This window comes from Curtobacterium sp. PhB136 (assembly GCF_004346855.1).
Taxonomy (GTDB): domain Bacteria; phylum Actinomycetota; class Actinomycetes; order Actinomycetales; family Microbacteriaceae; genus Curtobacterium.
Genome location: NZ_SMGH01000006.1, coordinates 367,600 through 391,445, shown reverse-complemented (window position 1 = coordinate 391,445; position 23,846 = coordinate 367,600). Strand labels below are relative to the sequence as shown.

Genomic DNA, 23,846 nt, shown 5'->3' with positions numbered 1-23,846 from the left:
CCCGCGCGTCAGGCCCGCGCCAGCGCCCCCATCTCGCCGACGACGCCCCGCAGCACCGCGGTGAGCTCGTCCCCGTCGGCCACGGTGGTGCGCTGCGCCAGCTCGATGAGCGCGCCCATCACGAGCGTCACCGCCGTGCGGGCGGTCTGCTCGTCGGTGCGCTCGGCGGCGACCCGGATCACGGCACGCCGGGTCGCGGCCATCCAGTCGAGCATCGTCGGCATCACCTCGGGGTGCCGCTCGACGAGGTCACGGGCGCGGTGCCGGTCCTGCGGCAGGGCGACCGTGTGCGCGACCAGGGCGCAGACGTCGGACACGAGGGCGCCGGACGACGCCAGGAACCGCGTCCGGACCGCGGCGGGCACGGTGTTCGGCGGGAACCCGAGCGCCGCGTCCGCCTTCGACGGGAAGTAGTTGAAGAAGGTCCGCGGGGAGACGTGTGCCGCCGCGCAGATCTGCTCGACGGTGACCCCACCGAGGCCGGAGTCCGCCACGAGCCGGAGCGCGGCGTCGTGGATGGCCTGCCGGGTCTGCTGCTTCTTCCGCTCCCGGAGCGAGCACGGCTCGGACTCGGCCACGGTGGGGGTCACGACGTCACCGCCGGACGGTCGGCGTGGAGCCGGTCATCGGCCCGGTGAAGGACCCGGCTTCGGCAGCGGCCATCCCGGCCTCCGCCTCGAGCTCGGCCGAAGCGGACATGTCGGCCCGCTCCTGCAGTGCGGAGCGCGCACGGAGCGGCGGCACCCGGAAGAACCAGGTCAGGACGAACGCGAGCAGGATGACCCCGAGCCCGACCCAGTAGATCGTCACGGCGGAGGCGTTGAACCCGCTCATGAACGGTCGAGTGAGGCGGCTGTCGGCACCGGTCAGGAACGAGGTGTCGTTCGTGGCCGACGCGCTCGAGTCGTTCGACGAGTCGTTCAGCGACTCGACGATCGTCGGGACGGCCTGGCCGACGTAGTACGAGCGCTGTGCGTCGTCCGACCAGTCGACCACGAGGGCACCGTCGGAGACCGATGCGTGCGCCTTCGACGCGGCGGCGTCGAGTGCCGTGGCCTCGGCGGCCGGGGTGGCCGCTGCGACCTGCTGGTCGATGACGGTCTGCGCTGCCGCAGCCGGGACGGTGCCCGCCGCGACCTGCGCCTGCACGGCTGCGGTGACCTGGTCGATGACGGCCTGGTCGGCCGCCTGCTTCGCCGCCGTCGTGCCGTCCGCCAGCCCGGCGTCGACCTGCTCCTCGATCGGGGTGACGATCGGCGTCCAGATCTGCCGCATCACGCCACGGTTCGCGGGAGCGGATGCGACGGTGGGGTCGAGCGCCGCATCGAGCGCACTCGTGAGGTCGGCGCGGTTCGCGGTCGCGTGCACGATGTTCGTCGGCATGACGGAGAACAGGATCGACAGGAGCACCGCGGTGCCGAGCGTGCCACCGATCTGGCGGAAGAAGGTCGCGGAGGACGTGGCGACGCCCATGTCACGTGCCTGGACGGACCCCTGCGACGCGAGGGTCAGGGACTGCATCACGGAGCCGAGCCCGAGGCCGATGAGGAACATCCCGATCATCAGGAACCAGAGCGGCTTGTCGATCGACATGAACGTCAGGACGACGTAGCCGGCGGACACCAGCGCGGTGCCGATCACCGGGAAGATCCGGTACCGGCCGACGCGGGCGACGATCTGGCCGGAGGTGATCGACGCGATCATCAGGCCGCCGACGAGCGGCAGCGTCGCGAAGCCGGACTGGGTGGGGCTGAGGCCGACGACGATCTGCAGGTAGAGCGGGATGGTCAGCATCGCGCCGAACATCGCGAACCCGACGAGGAACCCGATCACGGTGGCCATCGAGAACGTGCCGGAGCGGAAGAGCTTCAGCGGGATGATCGCCGCGTCGCCCATCTTCGACTCGATGAGGAGCAGTGCGACGAGACCGACGACGCCGATCACGTAGCAGGCGATGGCGGCGGCGGAGCCCCAGCCCCAGGTGCGGCCCTGTTCGGCGACGAGGAGCAGCGGGACGAGCGTGACGATGACGGCGGTCGCGCCCCACCAGTCGACCTTCGGCTTCTCGGCCTTGTCGTGCACCTTCGGCAGGTGCAGGAAGACGATCACCATGATCAGCGCGGCGATCCCGATCGGCACGTTGATGAGGAGCACCCAGCGCCAGCCGGTGATGAAGAGGATCTCGCTGGTGCCGGCGAGGAGGCCGCCGATCAGCGGACCGATCACCGAGGAGATGCCGAACACGGCGAGGAAGTACCCCTGGTACTTCGCCCGCTCGCGGGGCGCGAGGATGTCGCCCATGATCGCCAGCGGCAGCGACATCAGCGCGCCGGCGCCGATGCCCTGCACGGCGCGGAAGCCGGCGAGCATGAGCATCGACGTGGACATCGAGGAGAGCACGGCGCCGAGGATGAAGACGACGATGCCGAAGATGTAGAGCGGCCGACGGCCGAAGATGTCGGAGAGCTTGCCGTAGATCGGCGTCGCGATCGTCGAGGTGATCAGGTACGCCGTCGTCACCCACGCCTGCTGGTCGAGGCCGTGCAGGTCGTCGCCGATGGTGCGGATCGCGGTGCCGAACACCGTCTGCCCGAGCGAGGACAGGAACATGCCCGCCATCAGGCCGTAGATGACGAGCAGGATCTGACGGTGCGTCATGAGCGGCTGCTGGCCGTTCCCGGCGCTGCCGGGAGCGGGGGCGCTGTGACGCCCGCGATGCACCGGGACGGGTGCGGTGGCGGTTGACATGGGTTCCTTCGGTTCGATCGGTCGGTCGGCTGCGGGGGAGACCGGACGTGCCGTGCGCGCGGACCCCTGGGGTGGGCGTCGGCACCGGTCTCGACCTTGCAGCGACTGCAAAGTTACACCAGATGCTTCCAGCAAGCAACTAAATTCGGGTCGTACGCTGGACCACGTGACCGACGACCGCAACGACTCCGAGCGTGCTCTCCGGCAGCAGCTCGACCGCCTCTGGGTCCGGCAGGCGCTCCGCTCCGTCCTGATCGAGGAGCGCGGCGGCCTGGACCCGACGGCGCGGGTGCTCCTGCGGGCCGTCGAACACCTGGGCCCGGTCCGGTCGACGGCCGTCGCGGAACTGACCGGGTTGTCCCGGCCGGTCGTGAGTCGTCGCGTGGCATCGCTCGTGTCGGCCGGTCACCTCGGGACGACACCGGATCCCCAGGACGGGCGCGCGAGCCTGCTCGAGCTCGCGCCGGCGGGGCGTCGCCTGCTGGACCAGCTCGACACCCACGGCGACGAGACCTTCGACGACATCGTGGGGGAGTTCGCCGACGACGACCTGCGCGCCCTCGCGGCGCTGCTCGGCCGGCTGAACGACCGCGCCGACGACGTGCTCCGGGCGGCGGTCCACCGCCGCTGACGCGGACTGTGCGAGGTCGCGGACGGTCCGGCAGGCGCCCGGCCTGGCACGGTGTCCGGAACCTCGCACGGTGCGGAGCCGGCCGCAGACGGACGGGAGGCCCGGTGCCAGCTGGCACCGGGCCTCCCGTCGGTTGTGGGTCGCCGTCTCACCCCGTGGCCGGCACCGCCGCCGTGAGTGCGTTGCGGACCGAGCCCCACGCCGCCAGGCGCTCGCGCGCGGCGTCGTCGCGCTCGGCTGCCAGCGCCTCGGCGTGCGCCCGGTCGAGCACCTCGTCGATCACGACGCGCTGCCCCGACCGGGTCGACGCGATGGCGGCCTCCACCATCGCCAGGCTCATGATGTTCCCGTGCACCTCGCCGTCCGGGGTGGCCCCGGTGCGGAGTGCCCGGACGAAGGACGAGAGCGCCCCCGCGATCTCCTCGCCGACGCCGTCGGCCGCAGCGGGGGAGCCCGGTGTGCCGTCGAGGTCGCTCGACGGGTCGTGGTCGCCGTCCCAGAGCGCGGTCCCAGCCGCACCCGACGCGCGCCAGTCGCCGTTCCACGACGTCTCCGCGCCGGGCGCGCACCACGAGCCGTCGTAGACGTAGCGGATGTCGTCCTCGAACGTGAACACCGCCGCCGCCGCAGCATCCCCGCGGTACCAGGACCACGACGGGTTGTACGACTCGCAGTACACCGACACGGGATCCCGCTCGAGCACGTAGCGGGCGGAGTCGAACGGGTGGATCGCCATGTCGAGGAGCAGGACGTCGTCCATCTCCTCGCGGAAGCCGCCGAAGTGCGGGGCCTTCGCGAACCGGGTGCTCAGCGTGCCGAGGTCGCCGAGCCCGCGGACGTGCTGCCGGAACGCGACGAGCCGGTCGTTGTAGCGGCGGGACTGGGACACCATGAACAGCACACCGGTGGACTCGGCGGCTGCGGCGAGGGAGAGTGCCTCGGCGACCGTCTGCGCTGCCGGCTTCTCGCCGAGGACCGGCAGGCCGGCGTGCAGGGCCTCGAGCGTGATCGGGTGGTGGGCGACCGGCACCGTGACGTCGAGGACGGCCTCGGCACCGGTCTCCGCCGCGAGTGCGGTGAGGCTCGTGCCGACCGGGATCGACGGGTCCCCGGCCGTCTCCGCGCCGGCGCGTGCTGCGTCGAGGTCCAGGTCGACGATGCCGACGAGTTCGACCTCGGGGTCGGCGGCGACCGTGCCGAGCCAGGCCCGGCCCATGCCGCCGGCGCCGACCTGGACGACGCGGAGGGGCGTCACGCGCGGGCCTCGGCCGGTTCGGTCTCGGTCTCCGCGGCCGTCTCGGTCTCCGCGACCGGGGCGTCGTCGAACGGGCCGCGGTAGTGCTGGCCCTCGAAGTACTCCCCGAGGTCGTAGCGGCGGAGCGTCGGGATCTCGCGCTCGCGCTCCGGGCGGGCCCACTCGGTCGCGTTCGCGATCACCCGGCGGACGTCCTTGTGGTGGTACACGGGGAAGTCCTGGTCGCCGGGGGAGAAGAAGAAGATCTTCCCGAGGCCGCGGCGGTACGTCATGCCGCTCCGGAACACCTCGCCGCCGGTGAAGCCCGAGATGAACACGAGCTCGTCGGGGGTCGGGACGTCGAAGTACTCGCCGTACATCTCCTGCTCGGGGATGACGATCGGGTTCGGCACGCCGCGGGTGATCGGGTGCTGCGGGTTCACGGTCCAGACGAGTTCCTGGTCGTGCTCGCTCCGCCACCGGAGCGTGCACGTCGTGCCCATCAGCTTGCCGAAGATCTTCGACCAGTGGCCGGAGTGCAGGACGACGAGGCCCATGCCGGCGAGCACGTGCTTGTGCACGCGGTCGACCACGGCGTCGTCGACGTCGGCGTGTGCCGCGTGCCCCCACCAGGTGAGGACGTCGGTCTGCGCGAGGACCTCGTCGGTCAGACCGTGCTCGGGTTCCTGCATCGTCGCGGTCCGGACGAGCGCGTCGGGGAGGTTCTCCCGGATGCCGTCCGCGATCGCGCCGTGCATGCCGTCGGGGTACCGGTCCGCGACGTGCTGCTCGACCTGCTCGTGGACGTTCTCGCCCCAGACGGTGATGCGGAGCGGGGTGGTGGTCATGGTGTCGGCCTTCCGGGGTCGTGGTGGTGCTGGGATCACTTGACGGCACCGCCGGTGGCCCCGGCGGCGATGAACTTCTGTGCCACGAGGAGCAGCACGATGGCGGGGATCGACGCCATCACCGCTGCGGCCATGACGGTCGACCAGTCGGCGGTGAAGGTGCCGATGTAGTTGTAGATGCCGAGCGTGATCGGGCGGACGTCGCCGGTGGTGGTGAGGGTCAGCGCGAACAGGAAGTCGCTCCACGTGAACAGGAACGTGAACAGCCCCGCGGTGATCAGCGCGTTGAAGCTGATCGGGATGACGACCGAGCGGAACGCCCGGAAGTTGCCGGCACCGTCCACCTTCGCCGCCTCGATGATCGACGGCGGGATGTTCTGCATGAACGCCCGCATGATGAGGATCGCGAACGGGACACCCGCGGTCGAGTCGGCGAGGATCAGCCCGGGGATCGTGTTGAGCAGGCCGAGGTCGTTGTACGCCGCGTACAGCGCGTTCGCGACGACGATGCCGGGGATCATCTGCGAGATGAGGATGCCGAACAGGACGGCCCCGACGCCCTTCACCTTGAACTGGGCGAGCGCGTACGACGCCGGTGTCGCGATCACCAGGCTCACGACCACGCTGCCCAGGGCGATCAGGAGGCTCGTGACGAGCGCCCCGCCCTGGTCCGCGATCGCCTGGGCGTACCCGTGCAGCTGCGCGTGGATCGGGAACCAGGCGGCCTCGATCGCCGGGCCCGCCGGCTGCAGCGAGATGTTGATCATCCAGTAGACGGGGAACAGCATCACGGCGAGGATCAGGATCCCCACGCCGGACAGGATCCACTGCTTCGGGGTGGTGGCGCGGGCGGGTCTCCGGCCCTGGACCGTGAGTGCGCGGGTGCCCAGCGTCGTGGTGCGTGCTGCCTCAGTCATCGACGGCCTTCCGGTTCAGGCGCAGGTACACGATCGCGAACAGCGCGGAGATCACGATGAGGATGTTGCTGAGCGCGGCGCCCTGCCCGAAGTCGAACTGCTTGAACGACAGGTCGTAGGACTGCGTGGCGATGGTCTGGGTGGCGTTCGCCGGGCCGCCGTTCGTCAACCCGAGGATGATGTCGAGCACCTTGATCGTGTAGACGACGCCGAGCACGAGCGTGACGCTGACGACCGGGCGGAGCATCGGCCAGGTGATCGCCCAGAAGGCCTTCCACCCGGTGGCACCGTCGAGCGACGCCGCCTCGTACAGCTCGGCGGGGATGTCCTGCAGACCGCCGTAGAGGATCGTCGTGTTGAACGGGATGCCGATCCAGATGTTCACGCCGATCACCGTGATGAGGGCGACGGCTGGGCTCGTCAGCCAGGGCACGGAGCCGATCCCGAACACGTTGAGGAACTGGTTGAGGACGCCGGAGTCCTGGTCGAGCATCCACTTCCACACCGCGCTCGAGACGATGAGCGGCAGGAGCCACGGCAGCAGGAGCAGGGAGCGGAGGAGCCCGGAGAGCGGGAAGTTCCGTCGGAAGAACAGCGCGAGCGCGAGCCCGATGACGAACTGACCGACGATGGAGCCGATCGTGAACAGCGCCGTGTTGAGGAGCGCGGTGCCGAACAGCTGGGACGAGACGACGGAGACGTAGTTCGCGAGTCCGACCCACGGGGCCTCGCCCGTGTAGAAGGTGCTCGTCGTGTACGCCTGGAAGCTCATGATGATGTTCTTCACGACGGGGTAGCCGAAGAACAGCAGCAGGAAGACGACGGCGGGGAGCAAGAACAGCAGCTGGGCGATCCGCTCGAAGCGGAGGCTCCTGCTGCGCGTTCCCGGCCCCCGGCGCCCGGGCCGCCGGGACGAGGCGGATGCCCCGTCGCCGACGGCCCGCTGCGGGGCGATGGGCTCTGCAGTGCTGGTCATGCTCAGTTGCTCGACTGCGCGTTCTTCAGCGCGTCGGCGGGGGAGTCCTGCCCGGTCAGCGCGGACTGCACGGCGGTGTAGATCTTCGTGGCGGCCTTGGGCCAGTCGGCTCCGAGCTCACCGGTGCGTGCGCGGGCGCTGGCGACCAGGTCGACGAACACCTGCTCCTCCGGGACGTCCTTGCCGAACTGCTCGGCGGCCGACGTCTTCGAGGGGATCGTGTAGCGGAGCTTCGCCATCGCGAGCTGGTTCTTCGCGTCGTTCATGCAGGAGACGACCTTCGCCGCGACCTTCTGCTTGGCGGAGTCGCCGGTGTTCGGGACGGTCCACACCTCGCCGCCGAGCGGGGCGACCGCGGTGTCGCTCGCGGACTGCACCGGGATCTGCGCGATGCCGTAGTCGACCTTCGACGCCTTGAGGCCGGGGATCTGCCACGGGCCGTTGATCATCATCGCGGCCTTGCCGGCCATGAACTGGTCGTTGACGTCCGCCTGCGTCCAGTTCACGACGCTCTTGGACATCGAGCCGTCCTTGACCAGGTCGGTCCAGAGGCCGAGCGCCTCGGCGGTCTTCGTGGTGGCGATGTTCTTCTCGTCGCCGCCGTTGGACCACATGAAGGGCAGGAACTGCCAGGTGCCCTCGTACGTGGCGTTCGCGTCGACCGCGAAGCCGTACTGGCTGCCCGTCGTGAGCTTCGCCGCGTCGGTCTTCAGTTCGTCCCAGGTCTTCGGCGGGGTGATGCCGGCCTTCGCGAGCACGTCCTTGTTGTAGAACAGCGCGATGGTGTTGACGGTCGGGGCGAGGCCGTAGACCTTGCCCTTGTAGGTGCCGGCCTGCAGCACGCCCTTGGCGTAGCCGTCGGTGGAGATGCCGTAGTCGGTGAGCGGCGAGAGCGCACCGGTCTCGGCGATCTGCTGGAGGTCCGGGTTGTCGAGCATGAGGACGTCCGGCAGGGTCTTCGACGACGCCTGCTGGAGGACCTTCTGGATGAGCGAGGCCCCGGGGACCAGGCTCCGCTTGATCGTGACGTCGTTGGCGGCGCCGCACTTGTCGAGGTAGTCGCCGATGACCTTCTTGTCGTTGCCCTGGTTGTAGTAGTCCAGGACGGTGATCGAGGTCACCTTGCCGCCCGATGAGGCGGACGACCCGCCGGAACAACCGGCGAGCACGAGGGGGATGGTCGCCAGCATGGCGACGGCGGTGAGGGCAGGGGCGACCCTGCGGTGTCGAGGCTTCATTGCTTCGCTCTTCTCTGGTGGTGGCCGAGTGCGCCGAAGCTAGCATCTAAGCGCTTCGATAGTAAAGCGCTTAGACGAACTTTTTCCGAGCAGCTCCCCAGTACAGTGAGCGGAGCACACGACAGGAGACGACATGGCGACGATGCAGCAGGTCGCCGACCGGGCGGGGGTCTCCATCGCCACGGTGTCCTTCGTCGTGAACGGCAACAAGCGGGTCTCCCCGGCGACCAGGGACCGGGTGACCGCGGCGATGCGGGAGCTCGGCTACCGGAACAACGTCGTCGCCCGCGCGCTCGCGAGCCGGCGGACGCGGATCATCGCGCTGCTGTTCCCGGTGCTCGAACACCGCCTCGGCCAGACGGCGCTGCAGTTCTTCACGAGCGCCGCGGGTCGTGCGTCCGAGCTCGGGTACCACCTCGTGCTCTGGCCGTCAGCCGCCACCGCCGACGACGTCCGCGACCTGATCTCCGGTGGCCTCGCCGACGGCGTCATCGTGATGGAGGTCACCATGCACGACCCCCGGATCGAGCAGCTCACCCGGATGGACGTGCCGTTCGTCTCGATCGGCCGGACCGCCGACCCCTCCGCGATCTCGTTCGTGGACATCGACTTCGAGCGCACCGTCGAGGACGCGCTCGACCACCTCACCGGCCTCGGGCACCGGCGGATCGGTCTGGTCGTCGAGGACCTCGACGGCACCGCGATGGCGGAGTACGGGCCGAAGGTGCGCTCCGAGGCGGCGTTCCGTGCCTCGGTCGCCCGCCGTGGCATCGCGGGCACCGTCGTGTCGTCCGGTGCCTCGGCGGAGGGCGGGCGTCGCGCGGCGGCGGAGCTCCTCGCCCGCGACCCCGACGTCACCGCGGCCGTCATCATGAAGGACGACTCGAACTTCGGGCTGGTGAGCGGCCTCCGCGCCGGCGGGCGCCGTGTCCCCGAGGACGTCTCGGTGATCGCGATCGTGTCCTCGGACAGCGCCGGCACCGCGACCGAGCCCGTGCTCACGACACTGAACGCACCGGGGCCGGCGCTCGGCCGTCTCGCGGTCGAGTCCCTCGTCGACCGGCTCGAGGGTGCGTCGACCGACCTGACGCACGCCCTGATCCCGTGCGAGCTCCACGTCGCCGACTCGACGGCCCCGGCACCCGCCTGACCGCGGCGTGGGGCGCGCAGCGGCTGCGTGCGGCGTGCACTGAGCTGGACCGCGCACACGACGGGAGGCCCGGTGCCGACCGGCACCGGGCCTCCCGGCAGTGTGTTCGTCCGCGTGTCCGCGACGTCAGCGTTGACGCGTCGTCTCCGTGAAGAGGTCGTCGAACAGCGTCTGGTCCTCCGGCGGCGGTTCACCGAACTTCCACTTGCGGTGCATCCGACGGAACGTCGTGATGCGGACCGGATCGATGCCCGGTTCGGTGTCGTAGTTGCTCATGGCTGTCCTCCGTCCTGATCCGTTCCCCGTGTTCCCCGCCGGTTCGACGGTACGGCGGTTCGCCTTGCACGGTCCGGAATTAGGTAGAACACTTATGCAACTGCGCACGGTGGACAATCGTTCGGAGCGGTGCCGCGTGCCCTCTACTCTGCCGTTCAGGGGTTGGGTGCGCCGCCGTCGAGCGCGGTGACCACGCGGTCGATGATGCGGACGAACCTGGCCTTGTCACGATCGGAGAAGGAGGACATCAGCTCGTGCAGGTGCTCGTTCGTGCTGTCCATCGCAGCGTGGTAGCGGCGCCGTGTCGTCTCCGTCAGGCCGATGAGTCGGCTCCGGCCGTCCTCCGGGTTCGGGCGACGGACCAGGTGACCGGCCCGCTCGAGTCGATCGACCGCACTGGTGACCGCCGGCCCGGTGATGCCGAGGTGCGAGGCCAGGTCCTTGACGCGGACCGGGCGACTCCCGCTCTCCGCACGGGACACGAACTGCACGAGCGACAGGTCGACACCGGCGACGTCGAGTTCTTCACGGAGCCGGGTCCGCAGCATGGCCAGCGCTCCGTCGAGCCGCGTGAGTGCGGCATCGAGGTCCAGGTCGAGGTCGCTGGCGGTCACCCGGTCGCCTCCTCAGCGCTGGTCGGCTGGGCGACACGATACGCCCAGGGCACCGGGTCAGCGTATCCGGATAACGCGATGGGGCGCGCAGGCAGCGGCACGGCGTGGCGGGCAGCCGCGTGAGCGAACTCATCCGGTTCGAGGTCGCCGGGCGCGACCCCGAGTCGGCGATCCGTGACCTGACGGCGGCCGACGTCGGGCGCGCGTGGACGTCGCGGCGCACCGGCGAGGCGTACTCCTACCGGTACACGGCGGTCGGCGACGACGAGGTGACGATCCGGCGCTGCCGGGTCACCGGGTTCCTCCGCGGCAGCGTGTCGCCGGGGGACCACTACGTCGTGCAGTGGATCACGTCGGGCACCGCGGTCGTCGACGTCGCCGGCGAGCGGCACGACATGTGGCACGATGCGCCGTTGCTCTCCCCGACGGAGCAGGAGTTCGTGTTCAGCGGGACCGACCACGACCAGCGGCTCGTGCACATCGCGCGCTCCCTGGTGCGGGACGTCGCCGCGGAACGCTACGACCTCGGCGACGGGCCGCTCCGCTTCGACCGGACCCGGGCGGACGACGACGCGGGCCTCGGCCCGTGGCACGACGCGCTCGGGGCGCTGTCCCGTGCGCTCCGGGACGGAGTCGACTCGACGGCGTGGGCGGACGCGAAGCGCGGGGTCGCCGCGGCCTTCCTCGGCATGTTCCCGCCGAAGGTGGATGCGTTGCCCGCCGAGCTGTCGGCGCCGAGGAACGCACGGCTCCGGACGATGGTCGAGTACGTCCACGCGCACGCCCGGGAGACCGTCACGGTCGCGGACCTCGCCGCCGTCGGCGGGCTCAGCGTGCGGTCGGTGCAGGAGTCCTTCGCGCGGGTGCTCGGCGTCTCGCCGCTCACCTACCTCCGCGGGGTCCGGCTCGACCACGTCCGGCAGGACCTGCTCGAGCTCGACCCGCAGTCGGTGACCGTGGGGGACGTGGCGCGGCGGTGGGGGTTCGCGCACCTGGGGCGGTTCTCGGCGGTGTACCTGGAGCGGTTCGGCGAGTACCCGAAGCAGACGCTGCGGCGCTGACGCGGCCCGCGGTGCCCGCGGTGCGCGCGGTGCCCGTGGTGCCCCGTGGTGCGCGCGGTGCGCGCGGTGCGCGTGGTGCTCGCGGCGCGTGCGGCGCGTGCGGCGCGTGCGCGGTGCCCGGCGCGTGCGTTCCTTCCCATCACGGGTGCGCTGAGAAGGTGAATCGCGCGTGGGCAGTCGGAACTCCGGACCCCCTACGCGCGATTCGACTGCCTACACCGCGGCGCGACGGCGCGACGGCGCGACGCGGGGCTAGGACGGGACGGGGCCGGTGCTCTGGCGCACGCGGAGGCTCGTGGACAGCCGGACGTGTTCCGGCGACGGCTCCCCACGGAGCATCGTGAGGAGCATCTCCACGGCGGCGGCACCGAGGTCGGCGAGGGGCTGTGCCACGGTGGTCAGCGGCGGCGTGGTGGTCGAGGCCTGCGGGACGTCGTCGAAGCCGATCACCGACAGGTCCTCGGGGACCCGGAGCCCGAGTGCGGCCGCGGCGTGCAGCACGCCGATCGCCGACGAGTCGTTCGCGGCGAACACTGCGGTCGGCCGGTCCGGGATGCTGAGGAGCTCGCGGGCGACGGCGGTGGCCCGGTCCTCCTGGTAGTCGCCGGCGCGGACCAGGTCCTCGTCGACGTGGATGCCGGCGGCGGCGAGCGCCCCCCGGTAGCCCGTCTCGCGCAGCTGTGCCGAGGCGAGGTCGGCGCGCCCGTGGATGTGCGCGATGCGGGTGTGCCCGAGCGCGAGCAGGTGCTCGACGGCGCTCCGTGCGCCGCCCTCGTTGTCGGTGTCGACGGTGGCGTGTCCCTCTGGGCCGGTGTGCGGGTCGATGGCGACGACGGGGATCGAGGAGGTCGGGAGCGCCGTCGTCGGGGTGACGACGATGGCCCCGTCGATGAGGGTGCCGGAGAGCCGGGACAGCGATCGGCGCTCCCAGCCCGGCTGACTGGCGCCCGTCACGAGTCCGGCGTAGGCGAGGAGTTCGTACCCGGTGCCGATCGCCGCTGCGGACACACCGCGGAGGAGCTCGGTGGAGAACGGCTCGAACTCGGGGACGAGGATGCCGATCACGCCGGTCCGCGAACTCCGGAGGCTCCGCGCGACGAGGGAGGTCTCGTAGCCGAGTCGCTCGACCACCTCCTGCACCCGCAGCATCGTCGCCGAGGCCACGCCGTCGCGGTTGTTGATGACCTTCGACACCGTCGGGATCGACACCCCGGCGGCACGTGCGACGTCGGCGATCGTCACGCGGCCCGGGCCGGGGTGCGTGCCGACAGCGGTCTCCATGTGCTCACCGTACCGCTCGAAGCGCGCCGTGGGGACCGGTTCGAGGCCGTTTAGAAAACGTTATCGATATCGATTGACAAGTTGCGTGAGCGCCTGGCACGCTCTCTCCAGCGGCAGCCGATGTCGCGCATGTCAACGACGACACCGAGGAGTTCCACGATGACGAGGAAGATCCGAGCCGCGGCAGCCATCGCGCTGATCGGGGCGACCGCACTCACCGCCGCAGGTTGTTCTGCAGGCAGTGACGCGGCGAGCAGCGACGGCAAGGTCACGATGACCTTCTGGCACAACTCCACCACCGGCCCCGGCAAGGCGTTCTGGGAGAAGACCGTCAAGGACTTCGAGCAGCTGCACCCGAACGTCACGATCAAGATCCAGGCGATCCAGAACGAGGACCTCGACGGCAAGCTCCAGACCGCGCTGAACTCCGGCTCCGCCCCCGACGTGTTCCTGCAGCGCGGCGGCGGCAAGATGGCCGCCATGGTCCAGGCGGGCCAGCTGATGGACATCTCCGGCTCGATCGGCAAGACCGCGAAGGCGCAGATCAGCGACGGCGCGTTCAAGGGCTACGAGAGCGACGGCAAGACCTACGCCATGCCCGTCGACGTCAACCCCGAGGGCATCTGGTACAGCCAGGACCTCTTCGAGCAGGCCGGCATCAAGGGCACCCCGACCACGATGGCCGAGCTGAACGCCGACATCGCCAAGCTCAAGGCCGCGGACATCCAGCCGGTGGCCGTCGGTGCGAAGGACGCATGGCCGGCCGCGCACTGGTACTACAACTTCGCACTCCGTGCCTGCAGCGAGAAGACGCTGAACGGCGCCGCGAAGGACCTGAAGTTCACGAACAGCTGCTGGGAGCAGGCGGGCAAGGACACCAAGGCGTTCTTCGACACCAAGCCCTTCAACGACGGCTACCTCACCACCGCAGCGCAGCAGGGCGCCGGCAGCTCCGCCGGTCTCGTCGCGAACCACAAGGCCGCGATGGAGCTCATGGGAGCGTGGGACCCGGGCGTGATCTCCTCCCTGACCCCGGACGGCAAGCCCCTCGCCGACCTCGGCTTCTTCCCCTTCCCCGAGGTCTCGGGCGGCAAGGGCGCACCTGGTTCGATGATGGGCGCGGTCGACGGGTACTCCTGCTCCGCGAAGGCCCCGAAGGTGCCGTGCACGCAGTTCCTCAACTACATGACCGGCAAGGACGTGCAGGAGGCCTACTACAAGGCCTTCAACGCCATCCCGGCGAACCAGTCGGCGCAGAGCGTCGTGACGGAGCCGTACCTGAAGAACGTCCTCGCGGCGTACAACAAGGCACCGTTCGTCTCGAACTACCTCGACACCCTGTACGGCCAGAACGTCGGCAACGCGCTGAACACCAGCGTCGTGAACCTGCTCGCCGGCAAGGGCAGCGTCGACGACATCGTGACGACGGTCAACCAGGCCGCGGCGAAGGGCTGACGCACCCCATGGCCACCTCGATCGCTCCGCGTCCGCCCCGCTCCGGTGAGCGGGCGGACGCGGGTCGGACCGGGGCCGACGGCGCGCAGCCGTCGGCCCCGGCCCCCCGGCCCCGGAAGCCGGCCGCCGACGTCCGCAAGCGGGTCGAGGTCGCCCTGCTCGCCGGACCCGCGACGATCATGTTCGTCGCCTTCGTCATCCTGCCCGTCGGACTCGCCGCGTACTACGGCTTCTACAAGTGGCAGGGCTACGGGGCGCCGACGGACTTCGTCGGGCTCGACAACTACAAGATCATCTTCACCGACCCGGACTTCCGGGGCGTGCTGTGGCACAACCTGTTCATCGTCATCGGGTCGCTCCTCGTCCAGGGACCGATCGCGATCATCCTGGCGCTGCTGCTCAACCAGCGGATCCGCGGCCGCGGCCTCATCCGCGTGCTCATCTTCGTGCCGTACGTCATCTCCGAGGTGATCGTCGGCACCGGGTGGAGCCTGATGCTCTCCTCGGCCGGCGCGGCGAACGACCTGCTGCAGACCCTCGGGCTCGGGGCGCTTCGGAACGACTGGCTGTCCAACCCGGACATCGCGATCTGGACGCTCCTGGCGATCATCTCGTGGAAGTACATCGGGTTCGCGGTCATCCTGTTCCTCGCCGGGCTGCAGAGCATCCCGGAGGAGCTGTTCGAGGCCGCGCAGCTCGACGGCGCCGGCTACTGGCAGATCCAGCGGCGCATCACGCTGCCGCTGCTCGGCCCGACGCTGCGCATCTGGGCGTTCCTGTCGATCATCGGGTCGCTCCAGCTGTTCGACCTCGTCTACATCATCTGGGGCCAGTACATCGCCTCCACCGCGGGGACCTCGACGATGGCGACGTACATGGTCGCGAACGGCCGGAACTCCGGCAACTACGGGTACGGCAACGCCGTGGCCGTGGTGATCTTCCTCATCTCGCTGGTCATCGCACTCGTGTACCAGCGGTTCGTCCTGCGCCGCGACACCGCCGGCGCCCTCACCGAGAAGGCCACACGATGACCGCCACCGCATCGATCGTCGCGCCGGGACGCAAGGGCCGGAACCGGGGGCACGAGGGCCCGGTCCGCCGGGAACGGAACCTCGGCACCTACTTCATCGCGCTGCTGTTCATCGCGGTCTGCATCGGCCCCGTGGCGTACATCGTGCTCGGCGGCTTCCGGACCAACGCGCAGATCACGTCGAGCCCGGCCGGCCTGCCCGCGCCCTGGAACTTCGGCAACTACAGCGCCGTGCTCTCCAGCGGCGTCTTCTGGCAGGAGCTCGGGAACTCACTGATCGCGGGCGTCACGACCACCATCGGGGTCGTCGTGCTCGGCCTGATGGTCAGCTTCGTGCTCGCCCGCTACCAGTTCCGCGGACGCGGTGCGCTCTACTCGCTCTTCGCCGCCGGCCTGATGTTCCCGATCACCGTCGCGATCACGCCGCTCTACCTGCTCGTGAAGGACCTCGGGCTGACCAACAACCTGGCCGGGGTGATCCTGCCGCAGATCGCGTTCGCGCTGCCCACGACCGTCATCATCCTGGTGCCGTTCCTCCGGGCGATCCCGGACGAGCTCGAGGAAGCCGCTGCGATCGACGGTGCGAGCCGGATCGGGTTCTTCTTCCGGATGGTCGTGCCGCTGTCGCTCCCCGGGGTCGTGACGACCGGCATCCTGGCGTTCATCGGCAGCTGGAACAGCTACATCCTGCCGCTGTTCATCCTCAACGACGCGGCGAACTACACGCTGCCGCTCGGGGTGCAGGCGTTCTCGTCGCAGTACTCCGTGGACACCGCCAAGGTCCTGGCGTTCACCTCGCTGTCGATGATCCCGGCGCTCGCGTTCTTCGCGGTGTTCCAGCGACGCATCGTCGGCGGCCTGACCGGGGCGGTGAAGGGATGACCGCGACGGACGCGACCCGCGTGACGGACGCGCCCACGAGCCACCAGGCCGGAACGACCGACGCGACGGACACGACCGACGCGACCGACACGACGACCGCGACCGCCGCGACCCGCAGCCCCGAGTCCCTCCTCGCCCAGATGACGCTCGAGGAGAAGACCGCCCAGCTCGTCGGCTACTGGCTCGACCAGAACGGCCTCGTCGCCCCCATGCAGGGCGAGATGACCGCAGCGAGCGACGCCGACGCCCCCGCGGCGTCGCTCGCGGACATCACCCGCAACGGCCTCGGCCAGTTCACCCGCGTCTACGGCACCCGCCCCGTCGAACCCGACGAGCGCGCCGCGTGGCTGTGGGCGGAGCAGCGCCGTCTGCAGCGCGAGACCCGGCTCGGGATCCCGGCGCTCGTCCACGAGGAGTGCCTCACCGGACTCGCCGCGTGGAAGGCCGCCACGTTCCCGACCCCGCTCGCGTGGGGTGCGTCGTTCGACCCGGACCTCGTCGAGCAGGTCGGTGCGGTCATCGGCCGCTCGATGCGGCAGCTCGGTGTACACCAGGGCCTCGCACCCGTGCTCGACGTCATCCGGGACCCGCGCTGGGGCCGTGTCGACGAGTGCATCGGTGAGGACCCGTACCTGGTCGGCACCGTCGGCACCGCCTACGTCCGCGGGGTGCAGAGCGCCGGCGTCGACGCGACGCTGAAGCACTTCCTCGGGTACTCGGCATCGCAGGCGGGGCGGAACCACGCACCCGTGCACGCCGGCGCCCGGGAGATCGCCGACGTGTTCCTGCCGCCGTTCGAGATGGCGCTGCTCGACGGTGGCGCGCGCAGCGTGATGAACTCCTACGCGGAGATCGACGGCGTGCCCGTCGCCGCGAACGGGTCGCTCCTGACGGACCTGCTGCGCGACCGGCTCGGCTTCGACGGGACCGTCGTCGCGGACTACTTCTCCGTCGCGTTCCTCGAGGTGATGCACGGCATCGCCGCCGACCGGGGCGAGGCCGCTGCAATGGCGCTCGAGGCCGGCATCGACGTCGAGCTGCCCACCGGCGACGCCTACCTGGCACCGCTGGTCGACCGTGTCCGCGCCGGCGACGTCGACGAGGCACTCGTCGACCGCGCCGTCCTGCGCGTGCTGCGGCAGAAGGAGCGGCTCGGCCTGCTCGACCCGGATGCGTACGCGGACGCACCGCCCACCGACGTGGACCTGGACACCCCGGAGCACCAGGCGCTCGCCCGGCGTCTGGCCGAGGAGTCCCTCGTCCTGCTGTCGAACGACGGCGTCCTGCCGCTGGCGTCGTCGACCGCGCGCGTCGCCGTGATCGGCCCGAACGCCGACCGCGCGGAGGCACTGCAGGGCTGCTACTCGTTCGCGAACCACGTGCTCGCGAGCCACCCGGACCTGCCCCTCGGCTTCTCGATCCCGACCGTGTCCGAGGCGCTGTCGCAGGCGCTGTCCGCTGCGGACGTCCGGTTCGCCGCCGGGTGCGCCGTCACCGGGGACGACCGGTCCGGGTTCGACGACGCCGTCGCTGCCGCGACAGCGTCCGAGGTCGCCGTGGTCGTCGTCGGCGACCAGGCCGGCCTGTTCGGCCGCGGCACCGTCGGCGAGGGCAACGACTCCGAGTCGCTCGACCTGCCCGGCGTGCAGCGCGAGCTCGTCGAGGCGGTCGTCGCCACCGGCACCCCGACCGTGCTGGTGTTGCTCACCGGCCGTCCGTACGCGATCGGCTGGGCGCTCGACGGCCCCGGACCCCGTCCGTGCGCCGTGGTGCAGGCGTTCTTCCCGGGGGAAGGGGGCGGCCTCGCGATCGCCGACCTGCTCACCGGTGCCACGGAACCGTCGGGCCGTCTGCCCGTCTCGCTGCCCCGGTCCGCCGGCGCACAGCCGTACTCGTACCTGCACCCGCGGCTCGGCGGTGCGTCGGACGTCACCGCGGCCGACTCCACCCCGGTCCGGCCGTTCGGCTTCGGGCTGACGTACACGACGTTCGTGCACGAGGACCTCGTCGTCGACGACGGCGTCACCACCGACGGCACGTTCACCGCGACCGTCACGGTCCGGAACACCGGATCCCGGAGCGGCTCCGACGTCGTGCAGCTCTACGGGCACGACGTGCACGCCAGCGTCACGCGCCCCGTGGTCCAGCTGCTCGGGTACGCCCGGGTGTCGCTCGCGCCGGGGGAGTCCGCCCGGGTCCGCTTCACGGTCCCCGTGCAGCGGTTCGCGTTCACCGACCGGCGGATGCGGAAGGTGGTCGAGCCCGGTGACGTCGAGGTGTGGGTCGCGTCGCACGCGTCGGCATCACGGCCGGGAGGCCCGGTCGACTCCGGCGGGATCGTCGCGGTCTCCGACGGGGCGGCTGCAGAGCCCGTCCCCGGGACGGCGACGGATCGTGCGACCCTGCGGGTCGCCGGGCCGGTGCACGAGGTGTCGCTCGCCGAGCCGCGCGTGGTGCGCTGGACGGTGGTCTGACCACTCGGGCGGAGTCGTCCACAGGTTGCCGGGCCCCCGACCTCCCGTCTGTAGCAAGCGCTACGCTTGCCGGGACGGACGGGGGCCCATGGGTCAGGGGTGGAAGGTCGACGTCGCGGGGGCGCAGTCGAAGATCGACGATGCCGCGGCGGCAGGGACGAGGATGCAGCGCGCGGCGATCGACGTCGAGGGAGCGCTCCGGGACGTGGTCGCCGCGCTGACCGGCAGCGATCCGGTGGGCGCTGCACAGGCGTTCGTCAGCGCACGACAGGGCGACGCGACGGCGGCCGTCCGGACCGTCGAGCGGGGCATCGCCGCTGCCACCGGTGTGATGGCCGCCTTCGCCGAGGCCGACGTGACGATGGCCGACACGGCGACCGCTGCCGCACCCCGCGCCGGTTCCCGAGGGGTGCCCCGATGAAGGCCGGACTGATCGACGAGTCCGCGCTGCCGACCGTCACCCCGACGGCGGGGCCGGTCAGCGACGGCGCGAGCGCACTCCGTACCGCGACCGCGCAGGTGCAGCGAAGCGCCGGCGCGGTTCGCGACGGATGGCACGGCATCGGCGGGGTGCTGTCGTCGCCGGGCGCGACGGACCCCCTGCCGGACGCGATGCACGGCGCCACCGAGAAGGCGGACGCACTCGGAGCGGCGGGGGCCGCGGTGGCCTCCGCGCTCGACGTCTTCGCCGAGGAACTCAGCGGGGTGCGGCGGACCAGGCGCGCGCTGCTCGCGGACATCGACGAACTCCGCGCGAAGGTCGCCGCGTCCGACGGCGACGACGCGGTGCCCGAGGAGTACCGCGCGCTGAACGACGACCTCCGTGGACGAGCCGGACGGCTCAACACCCGGTGGCGGAGCGCGCAGGACGACCTCGGGCAGGCGATCCGCGGACAGATCGGGGGCGGACCGCTGGTGCTGCCGGAGCTCAGCGGGAACACCCTGCCGGCGGTGCTCACCCAGGTCGACTTCGCTGCCGCGTCTCGGGCGTTCCAGGACGCCGCCCGTCTCCCGATGCTCGCCGCCCTCGCCGCGAAGGGGCCGGACGCGCTCGCCCGATGGGCTGCGGACCACCCGGGTGAAGCGCAGCGGATGCTCGACCACCCGCCGAGCACCGGCTCGGTGAAGGCGTGGTGGACGGGTCTCGGAGCCGATGAGCGCACCGCGCTCGTCACCGGGCTCTCCGCGGTCGTCGGCAACCTCAACGGCGTGCGGTACGCCGATCGTGGCCGTGCGAACCAGCACACCCTCGACGTCGAGCTGCCGAAGGCCCGTGACCGGTACGACACGCTCACCGCGAGGATCAGCCGTGGGGAGCCCCTCAGTGCGGCCGAGGGTGCGGAGTACCGGCGGCTCGCAGACCACATCGGCGCGCTCGAGGCCCTCGACGAGACGCTCCTCGCCAGCACGCCGGCGGCACCCCGGACGATCGTCGCGCTGACGCTCGGTGAGCCGCCGCTCGCTGCCGTCGCGGTGGGTGACCTCGACACCGCGAGCAACGTGACGGTGGACGTGCCGGGGATGGGGAACACGGTGGCGGGCAGCATGCGTGCCTGGGCCGGTGCCGCCGAGAACCTCTCGCTGGCGCAGCGCTTCGCGGCGGACCAGATCGGCGTGCGTCAGGAGATGGCGACCGTCGCGTGGATCGGCTACGACACCCCCGACATGCCGCCGAGCGCCGAGGTCCTCGCGTCCGCGAAGGCCGAGGCCGGAGCCCGGAACCTCAGCGGTTTCCTCGAGGGCGTCTCCGGCGCCCGCTCCTGGTCGGGTGGCTCGCACCTCTCCGTCGTGGCGCACTCGTACGGCACCACGACCGCCACGCTCGCGGTCGCCAAGACGCCGGTCGCGAACCTCACCCTCCTCGCTTCCGCCGGGGTCGACCCGCGCGTGCCCGACGTTCACGCGGTCGAGGTCCCGCGGGGCCACGTGTGGGCGTCCCAGGGCAAGGAGGACTACATCGCGAACATCGGCCGAGGCGACGTGGAAGTAGCTCGTCCGGCGTTCGGTGGCGACCAACCCATCAACACCGGGAACCCCTTCACCGCGAACCGTGGTCAGGTGCTCGCCCTGCACAGCGCACATCGGCTCAACCCGGGCGACCCGAGCTGGGGCGCCCGGACGTTCTCGTCGAACACCGAGACCATCGACGGGCACCGTTACCCTGGCACTGATGACCACGGGGCGACGCCCGCGACCGAAGCGCGGCTCCGGAGCCAGCCCGTGACCGAGTACGGGTACCTGGATGCGGGGACGTCGCCGCTCAGGAACACCGGCTACACGAGCCTCGGGTACACCCCGACCGGAACGAGGATCCCTTGACCGACCGACGCCGCCGACCAACCACGGTCATCATCCCGGTTCTGGCGTTCGGCCTCGTCGTCGCGGGCTGCGCAACCGACACCTCGCCGAAGGAGCCAGCAATGACATCGACTGCATCAGGGACGGACTCAGCGGGCGCCAAGCGCGAGTGGGACCGGATGAACGCCGAGGCGGAAGCGACCCAGGCGCTCATCGGGGGTGATTGGCTCTCGGCCGACACTGCGGCTCGATCTTGCGGCGCCAACGGGGCCCAGTGGGTGATCGCGCGGTTCGGCCCGAGCACCGACACGGATGCCCGTGACGTCGCGCTCGACCGCATGGAGACCCAATGGCGCGCAAAGGGATGGGATCCCGTCCGTTCGGACATCACCGGGGACGCCCCCGGAAAGCAGCTCCGGTACCCCGCCGGGAACACACTCGCCGACGGGTTCTTCATCGAGTTCGGCATCACGGAACACGCGAGCACGCTGCAGCTGCAGACGCCGTGCACGCCGGGGGACGCGAACGCGCTCAACCGGGAGAAGTACGGGGAACGCCACACGAACACCCCACCGGACATCCCCGGGACGGCGGCACCGTCGGCGGAGAGCACCTCGTGAGCTCGCGGATGCCCACGGACGGGTACGCGCAGGGGGACGGGACCGATGAACGCGGCCGGAGCTGGTGGATCGTCGGCCCCGGTCTGGCAGCGATCGCGCTCAGCGTCGTGGCGTTCAGCGCGGAGCAGCGCATGCTCGAGCAGGGTTGGGGCTTCGTCGTGAGCGCCGTCGTGCTCCTCGTCCTGCTCATCTGGGTGTCGGTCGCGCTGCGGCGTGTCTCCGGACCACGGCCGGCAGCGCGCGTGATCGGCATCGTCGGGATCGTGGCCGCCGGGGCGTACGTCCTGCAGGTGGCCGCCCTCTACGGAGCGCTCCTGTTCTGGGCAGCCTCGGTCTGACCGCTGTGCAGCACCTCCGCAACCTGGCAGTCGTCAGCGCGATCGCCTTCGCGCTGCTCATTGACGGCTGTTCGGGTTCGGGAACGGAGCCGACGATGGCCGACGCGAAGACCGCTGGCGTGGGATCTGCTGAGATCGCCTGGACCGCGGGGAACGCCCTCGCGGAGTCGACCCAGGATGCGGTGGGCGGGTCCTGGCTCGCGTCCGACTCAGCAGCGGAAGCCTGCGGGGCCGACGGAGCGCGATGGGGGATCACCCGCCTCGGCCCGGGGACCGACAAGCACACGCGTGCGGACACCGTTGACCGGATCGAGCGGTTGTGGCGGAGCGCCGGGTACGAACCCGTGCGTACCCACATCGGCGGCGATGCCCCCGGCACCCAGCTGCGGTACCCGAGTGCGGGAACGTTCGACGACGGCTTCTTCATCGAGTTCGGCACGACGGAGTACGGGAGCACAGTCGAGATGCAGACGCCGTGCGCTCCCGGCGACGCAGACGCGCTCAACCGGGAGAAGTACGGGGAACGCCACACGAACACGTCGCCGGACATCCCCGGGACAGCCTCGCCCTCAGCGTCACCGTCGGCGGCGACGACGGGCTGAGCGGCCGGTGAAAGCGACACCGCGCAGGTGAACGCGCGGCGCATCGTCCGGGGTGATGTCGCTTTTGCCGTGCCGTGCCGTGCCGTGCCGCGGCGCGGACGCATTCTGCTGGAGAGCGTGACGATCCCGCTCCTCGGTACGTCTTCTCAACGTGCAGGACACTCCGAACGACGAACAGCCGACGACCGGCTCGCGCTGCCGGAGCGCCTTCGACCGGTGGCGCTGCGACCGGACGGCGGGGCACGGGGGTCCGCATCGATGCCGGACCGCCCGGGCGTCGACCGAGTGGAACGAGCAGGCGTCCGGGCGTCGACTCCGAGGACTGGCTAGACCTGCGCCATCCGTGGCGCCGGTGCCGGTCGCGTCGAGTCCGGTGTCGGCTCCGACCCCGGCGTCGGCTCCGACTGCGGTGCGGTGACCGACGCCACGAGCCCGTCCACGGCGCGGCGCTGGAACTCGTCGAGCGGGATCTCGTGCGCGCCGAACCGGGGCATGTGCTCGGTGATGAACCCGCAGTCGATCATGTCGACGCCGGCGCCGAGCTCGCCCATCACGCGGGCGAGGAGGACGGTCCCCGCTCGGCTCTCCCGGTGGAAGATGCTCATGATGCTGAACGTCGAGCCGAGTTCCATGCCCCAGAGCCCCGCGAGCAGCTCGCCGTCGCGGTACGCGGCGCACGCGCGGACGTGTCCGGCGCGGTCGAGTTCCTGCCAGGCCGCGACCACCGCCGGGGTGATCCAGGTCGACTCGCGCTCGGCGCACCCGGCGATCACCGGGTCGAACGGTGCGCGGAGGTCGATCGTCAGGTCACTGTTCCGGCTGTAGCGGCGCACCCGGTCCGGCACGTGCACGCTCTCGGCGTCGATCACGGCGCGCGGCTGGACGAGCGACCACACCACGTCGTCGGGGCGCTCTTCGAGGCCGAGGGGCACGTACCCGCGGAGGTAGTTGCCGAGCACGTCGGCCGGGGTGGCCGGGCCGACGCCGAGCAGCTCCTGGTTCAGCATCCGACGGGTCTCGGAGCCGCTGGCGAGCCGCACGAGTGTCCGTGCTGCGACGTGGGGGAGCCGGCCGAGCTGTCGCGCGGTCACGGAACGGGCGCCGGTGGTGAGCCGGGAGAGGACGGTGCCTGCGCGACGTTGCGCAGGGGACTTCGGGTATCCCATGGTCCGG

The 23,846-nt window shown here is 71.0% G+C and carries 23 protein-coding genes; 12 read left to right on the top strand and 11 right to left on the bottom strand.

What is annotated here, in order from left to right; genetic code table 11:
* Nucleotides 1-8: 8 nt before the first annotated feature.
* Entirely contained in the window at nt 9-590 is a 582-nt protein-coding gene (locus EDF27_RS11315; protein WP_123654268.1) for a TetR/AcrR family transcriptional regulator, read from the bottom strand.
* 4 nt (nt 591-594) lie between these two features.
* A complete protein-coding gene (locus EDF27_RS11310; RefSeq protein WP_207909612.1) occupies nt 595-2,748 on the bottom strand; it encodes an MDR family MFS transporter in 2,154 nt (717 codons plus the stop codon).
* 166 nt (nt 2,749-2,914) lie between these two features.
* Here EDF27_RS11310 and EDF27_RS11305 point away from each other — a divergent pair, with 166 nt between their 5' ends.
* Nucleotides 2,915-3,379, top strand: coding sequence for a MarR family winged helix-turn-helix transcriptional regulator (locus EDF27_RS11305; protein ID WP_165931453.1), 465 nt, complete (start codon nt 2,915-2,917; stop codon nt 3,377-3,379).
* 148 nt (nt 3,380-3,527) lie between these two features.
* On the opposite strand, the gene EDF27_RS11300 is transcribed toward EDF27_RS11305, so the two are convergent.
* The 5 genes from EDF27_RS11300 to EDF27_RS11280 are packed head-to-tail and all read right to left on the bottom strand — an operon-like array spanning nt 3,528 to nt 8,592.
* The gene (locus EDF27_RS11300) at nt 3,528-4,634 is read right to left on the bottom strand and encodes a Gfo/Idh/MocA family oxidoreductase (protein ID WP_279433187.1); all 1,107 of its coding nucleotides are present in this window, start codon (nt 4,632-4,634) and stop codon (nt 3,528-3,530) included.
* A complete protein-coding gene (locus EDF27_RS11295) occupies nt 4,631-5,461 on the bottom strand; it encodes a ThuA domain-containing protein (protein WP_123654266.1) in 831 nt (276 codons plus the stop codon). Before EDF27_RS11295 ends, EDF27_RS11300 begins: the two co-directional genes overlap by 4 nt.
* Nucleotides 5,462-5,496: 35 nt before the next feature.
* Nucleotides 5,497-6,378 (bottom strand): carbohydrate ABC transporter permease, encoded by an 882-nt coding sequence (locus EDF27_RS11290; protein ID WP_123703238.1) that lies wholly within the window; start codon nt 6,376-6,378, stop codon nt 5,497-5,499.
* Nucleotides 6,371-7,354 carry a sugar ABC transporter permease gene (locus EDF27_RS11285; RefSeq protein WP_132048847.1) on the bottom strand — a complete coding sequence of 328 codons (984 nt, stop codon included), beginning with the start codon at nt 7,352-7,354 and terminating at the stop codon, nt 6,371-6,373. Before EDF27_RS11285 ends, EDF27_RS11290 begins: the two co-directional genes overlap by 8 nt.
* 2 nt (nt 7,355-7,356) lie before the next feature.
* Nucleotides 7,357-8,592: an ABC transporter substrate-binding protein gene (locus EDF27_RS11280; protein ID WP_123703236.1), complete on the bottom strand. Its 1,236-nt coding sequence runs from the start codon at nt 8,590-8,592 to the stop codon at nt 7,357-7,359.
* 133 nt (nt 8,593-8,725) lie between these two features.
* On the opposite strand from EDF27_RS11280, the gene EDF27_RS11275 reads away from it, so the two are divergent.
* Nucleotides 8,726-9,742 (top strand): LacI family DNA-binding transcriptional regulator, encoded by a 1,017-nt coding sequence (locus tag EDF27_RS11275; protein ID WP_243698309.1) that lies wholly within the window; start codon nt 8,726-8,728, stop codon nt 9,740-9,742.
* Between the two features lie 126 nt (nt 9,743-9,868).
* On the opposite strand, the gene EDF27_RS19695 is transcribed toward EDF27_RS11275, so the two are convergent.
* Both EDF27_RS19695 and EDF27_RS11270 read right to left on the bottom strand, forming a co-directional pair.
* Nucleotides 9,869-10,018, bottom strand: a complete 150-nt coding sequence (locus tag EDF27_RS19695) for a hypothetical protein (protein WP_165931452.1) — start codon at nt 10,016-10,018, stop codon at nt 9,869-9,871.
* 155 nt (nt 10,019-10,173) lie between these two features.
* Nucleotides 10,174-10,632 (bottom strand): MarR family transcriptional regulator, encoded by a 459-nt coding sequence (locus EDF27_RS11270; protein WP_123654262.1) that lies wholly within the window; start codon nt 10,630-10,632, stop codon nt 10,174-10,176.
* Nucleotides 10,633-10,751: 119 nt separating this feature from the next.
* Between EDF27_RS11270 and EDF27_RS11265 the strand changes: the two genes are divergently transcribed.
* The gene (locus EDF27_RS11265) at nt 10,752-11,693 is read left to right on the top strand and encodes a helix-turn-helix transcriptional regulator (RefSeq protein ID WP_165931451.1); all 942 of its coding nucleotides are present in this window, start codon (nt 10,752-10,754) and stop codon (nt 11,691-11,693) included.
* Nucleotides 11,694-11,945: 252 nt separating this feature from the next.
* On the opposite strand, the gene EDF27_RS11260 is transcribed toward EDF27_RS11265, so the two are convergent.
* Nucleotides 11,946-12,974 (bottom strand): LacI family DNA-binding transcriptional regulator, encoded by a 1,029-nt coding sequence (locus tag EDF27_RS11260; RefSeq protein ID WP_123654260.1) that lies wholly within the window; start codon nt 12,972-12,974, stop codon nt 11,946-11,948.
* 159 nt (nt 12,975-13,133) lie between these two features.
* On the opposite strand from EDF27_RS11260, the gene EDF27_RS11255 reads away from it, so the two are divergent.
* From EDF27_RS11255 to EDF27_RS11215, 9 genes are all read left to right on the top strand, one after another.
* Nucleotides 13,134-14,429, top strand: coding sequence for an extracellular solute-binding protein (locus EDF27_RS11255; RefSeq protein ID WP_123654259.1), 1,296 nt, complete (start codon nt 13,134-13,136; stop codon nt 14,427-14,429).
* An 8-nt stretch (nt 14,430-14,437) separates the two neighbouring features.
* Nucleotides 14,438-15,460, top strand: coding sequence for a sugar ABC transporter permease (locus EDF27_RS11250; RefSeq protein ID WP_132048843.1), 1,023 nt, complete (start codon nt 14,438-14,440; stop codon nt 15,458-15,460).
* Nucleotides 15,457-16,341 (top strand): carbohydrate ABC transporter permease, encoded by an 885-nt coding sequence (locus EDF27_RS11245; RefSeq protein ID WP_132048841.1) that lies wholly within the window; start codon nt 15,457-15,459, stop codon nt 16,339-16,341. Before EDF27_RS11250 ends, EDF27_RS11245 begins: the two co-directional genes overlap by 4 nt.
* The gene (locus EDF27_RS11240) at nt 16,338-18,815 is read left to right on the top strand and encodes a glycoside hydrolase family 3 N-terminal domain-containing protein (protein ID WP_132048839.1); all 2,478 of its coding nucleotides are present in this window, start codon (nt 16,338-16,340) and stop codon (nt 18,813-18,815) included. The genes EDF27_RS11245 and EDF27_RS11240 overlap by 4 nt, the downstream gene beginning before the upstream one ends.
* 88 nt (nt 18,816-18,903) lie before the next feature.
* Nucleotides 18,904-19,236, top strand: a complete 333-nt coding sequence (locus tag EDF27_RS11235) for a hypothetical protein (RefSeq protein ID WP_123703231.1) — start codon at nt 18,904-18,906, stop codon at nt 19,234-19,236.
* On the top strand, nt 19,233-21,134 hold the full coding sequence (locus EDF27_RS11230) for an alpha/beta hydrolase (RefSeq protein WP_132048837.1): 1,902 nt from the start codon (nt 19,233-19,235) through the stop codon (nt 21,132-21,134). Before EDF27_RS11235 ends, EDF27_RS11230 begins: the two co-directional genes overlap by 4 nt.
* Nucleotides 21,135-21,235: 101 nt before the next feature.
* Entirely contained in the window at nt 21,236-21,733 is a 498-nt protein-coding gene (locus tag EDF27_RS11225) for a hypothetical protein (RefSeq protein WP_132048835.1), read from the top strand.
* Nucleotides 21,734-21,741: 8 nt separating this feature from the next.
* Entirely contained in the window at nt 21,742-22,071 is a 330-nt protein-coding gene (locus EDF27_RS11220) for a hypothetical protein (protein WP_123654252.1), read from the top strand.
* A 5-nt stretch (nt 22,072-22,076) separates the two neighbouring features.
* Nucleotides 22,077-22,673 carry a hypothetical protein gene (locus EDF27_RS11215; RefSeq protein ID WP_165931450.1) on the top strand — a complete coding sequence of 199 codons (597 nt, stop codon included), beginning with the start codon at nt 22,077-22,079 and terminating at the stop codon, nt 22,671-22,673.
* Between the two features lie 326 nt (nt 22,674-22,999).
* Here EDF27_RS11215 and EDF27_RS11210 read toward each other — a convergent pair whose 3' ends face one another.
* Nucleotides 23,000-23,839, bottom strand: a complete 840-nt coding sequence (locus tag EDF27_RS11210; protein ID WP_132048829.1) for a hypothetical protein — start codon at nt 23,837-23,839, stop codon at nt 23,000-23,002.
* Between the last annotated feature and the right edge of the window lie 7 nt (nt 23,840-23,846).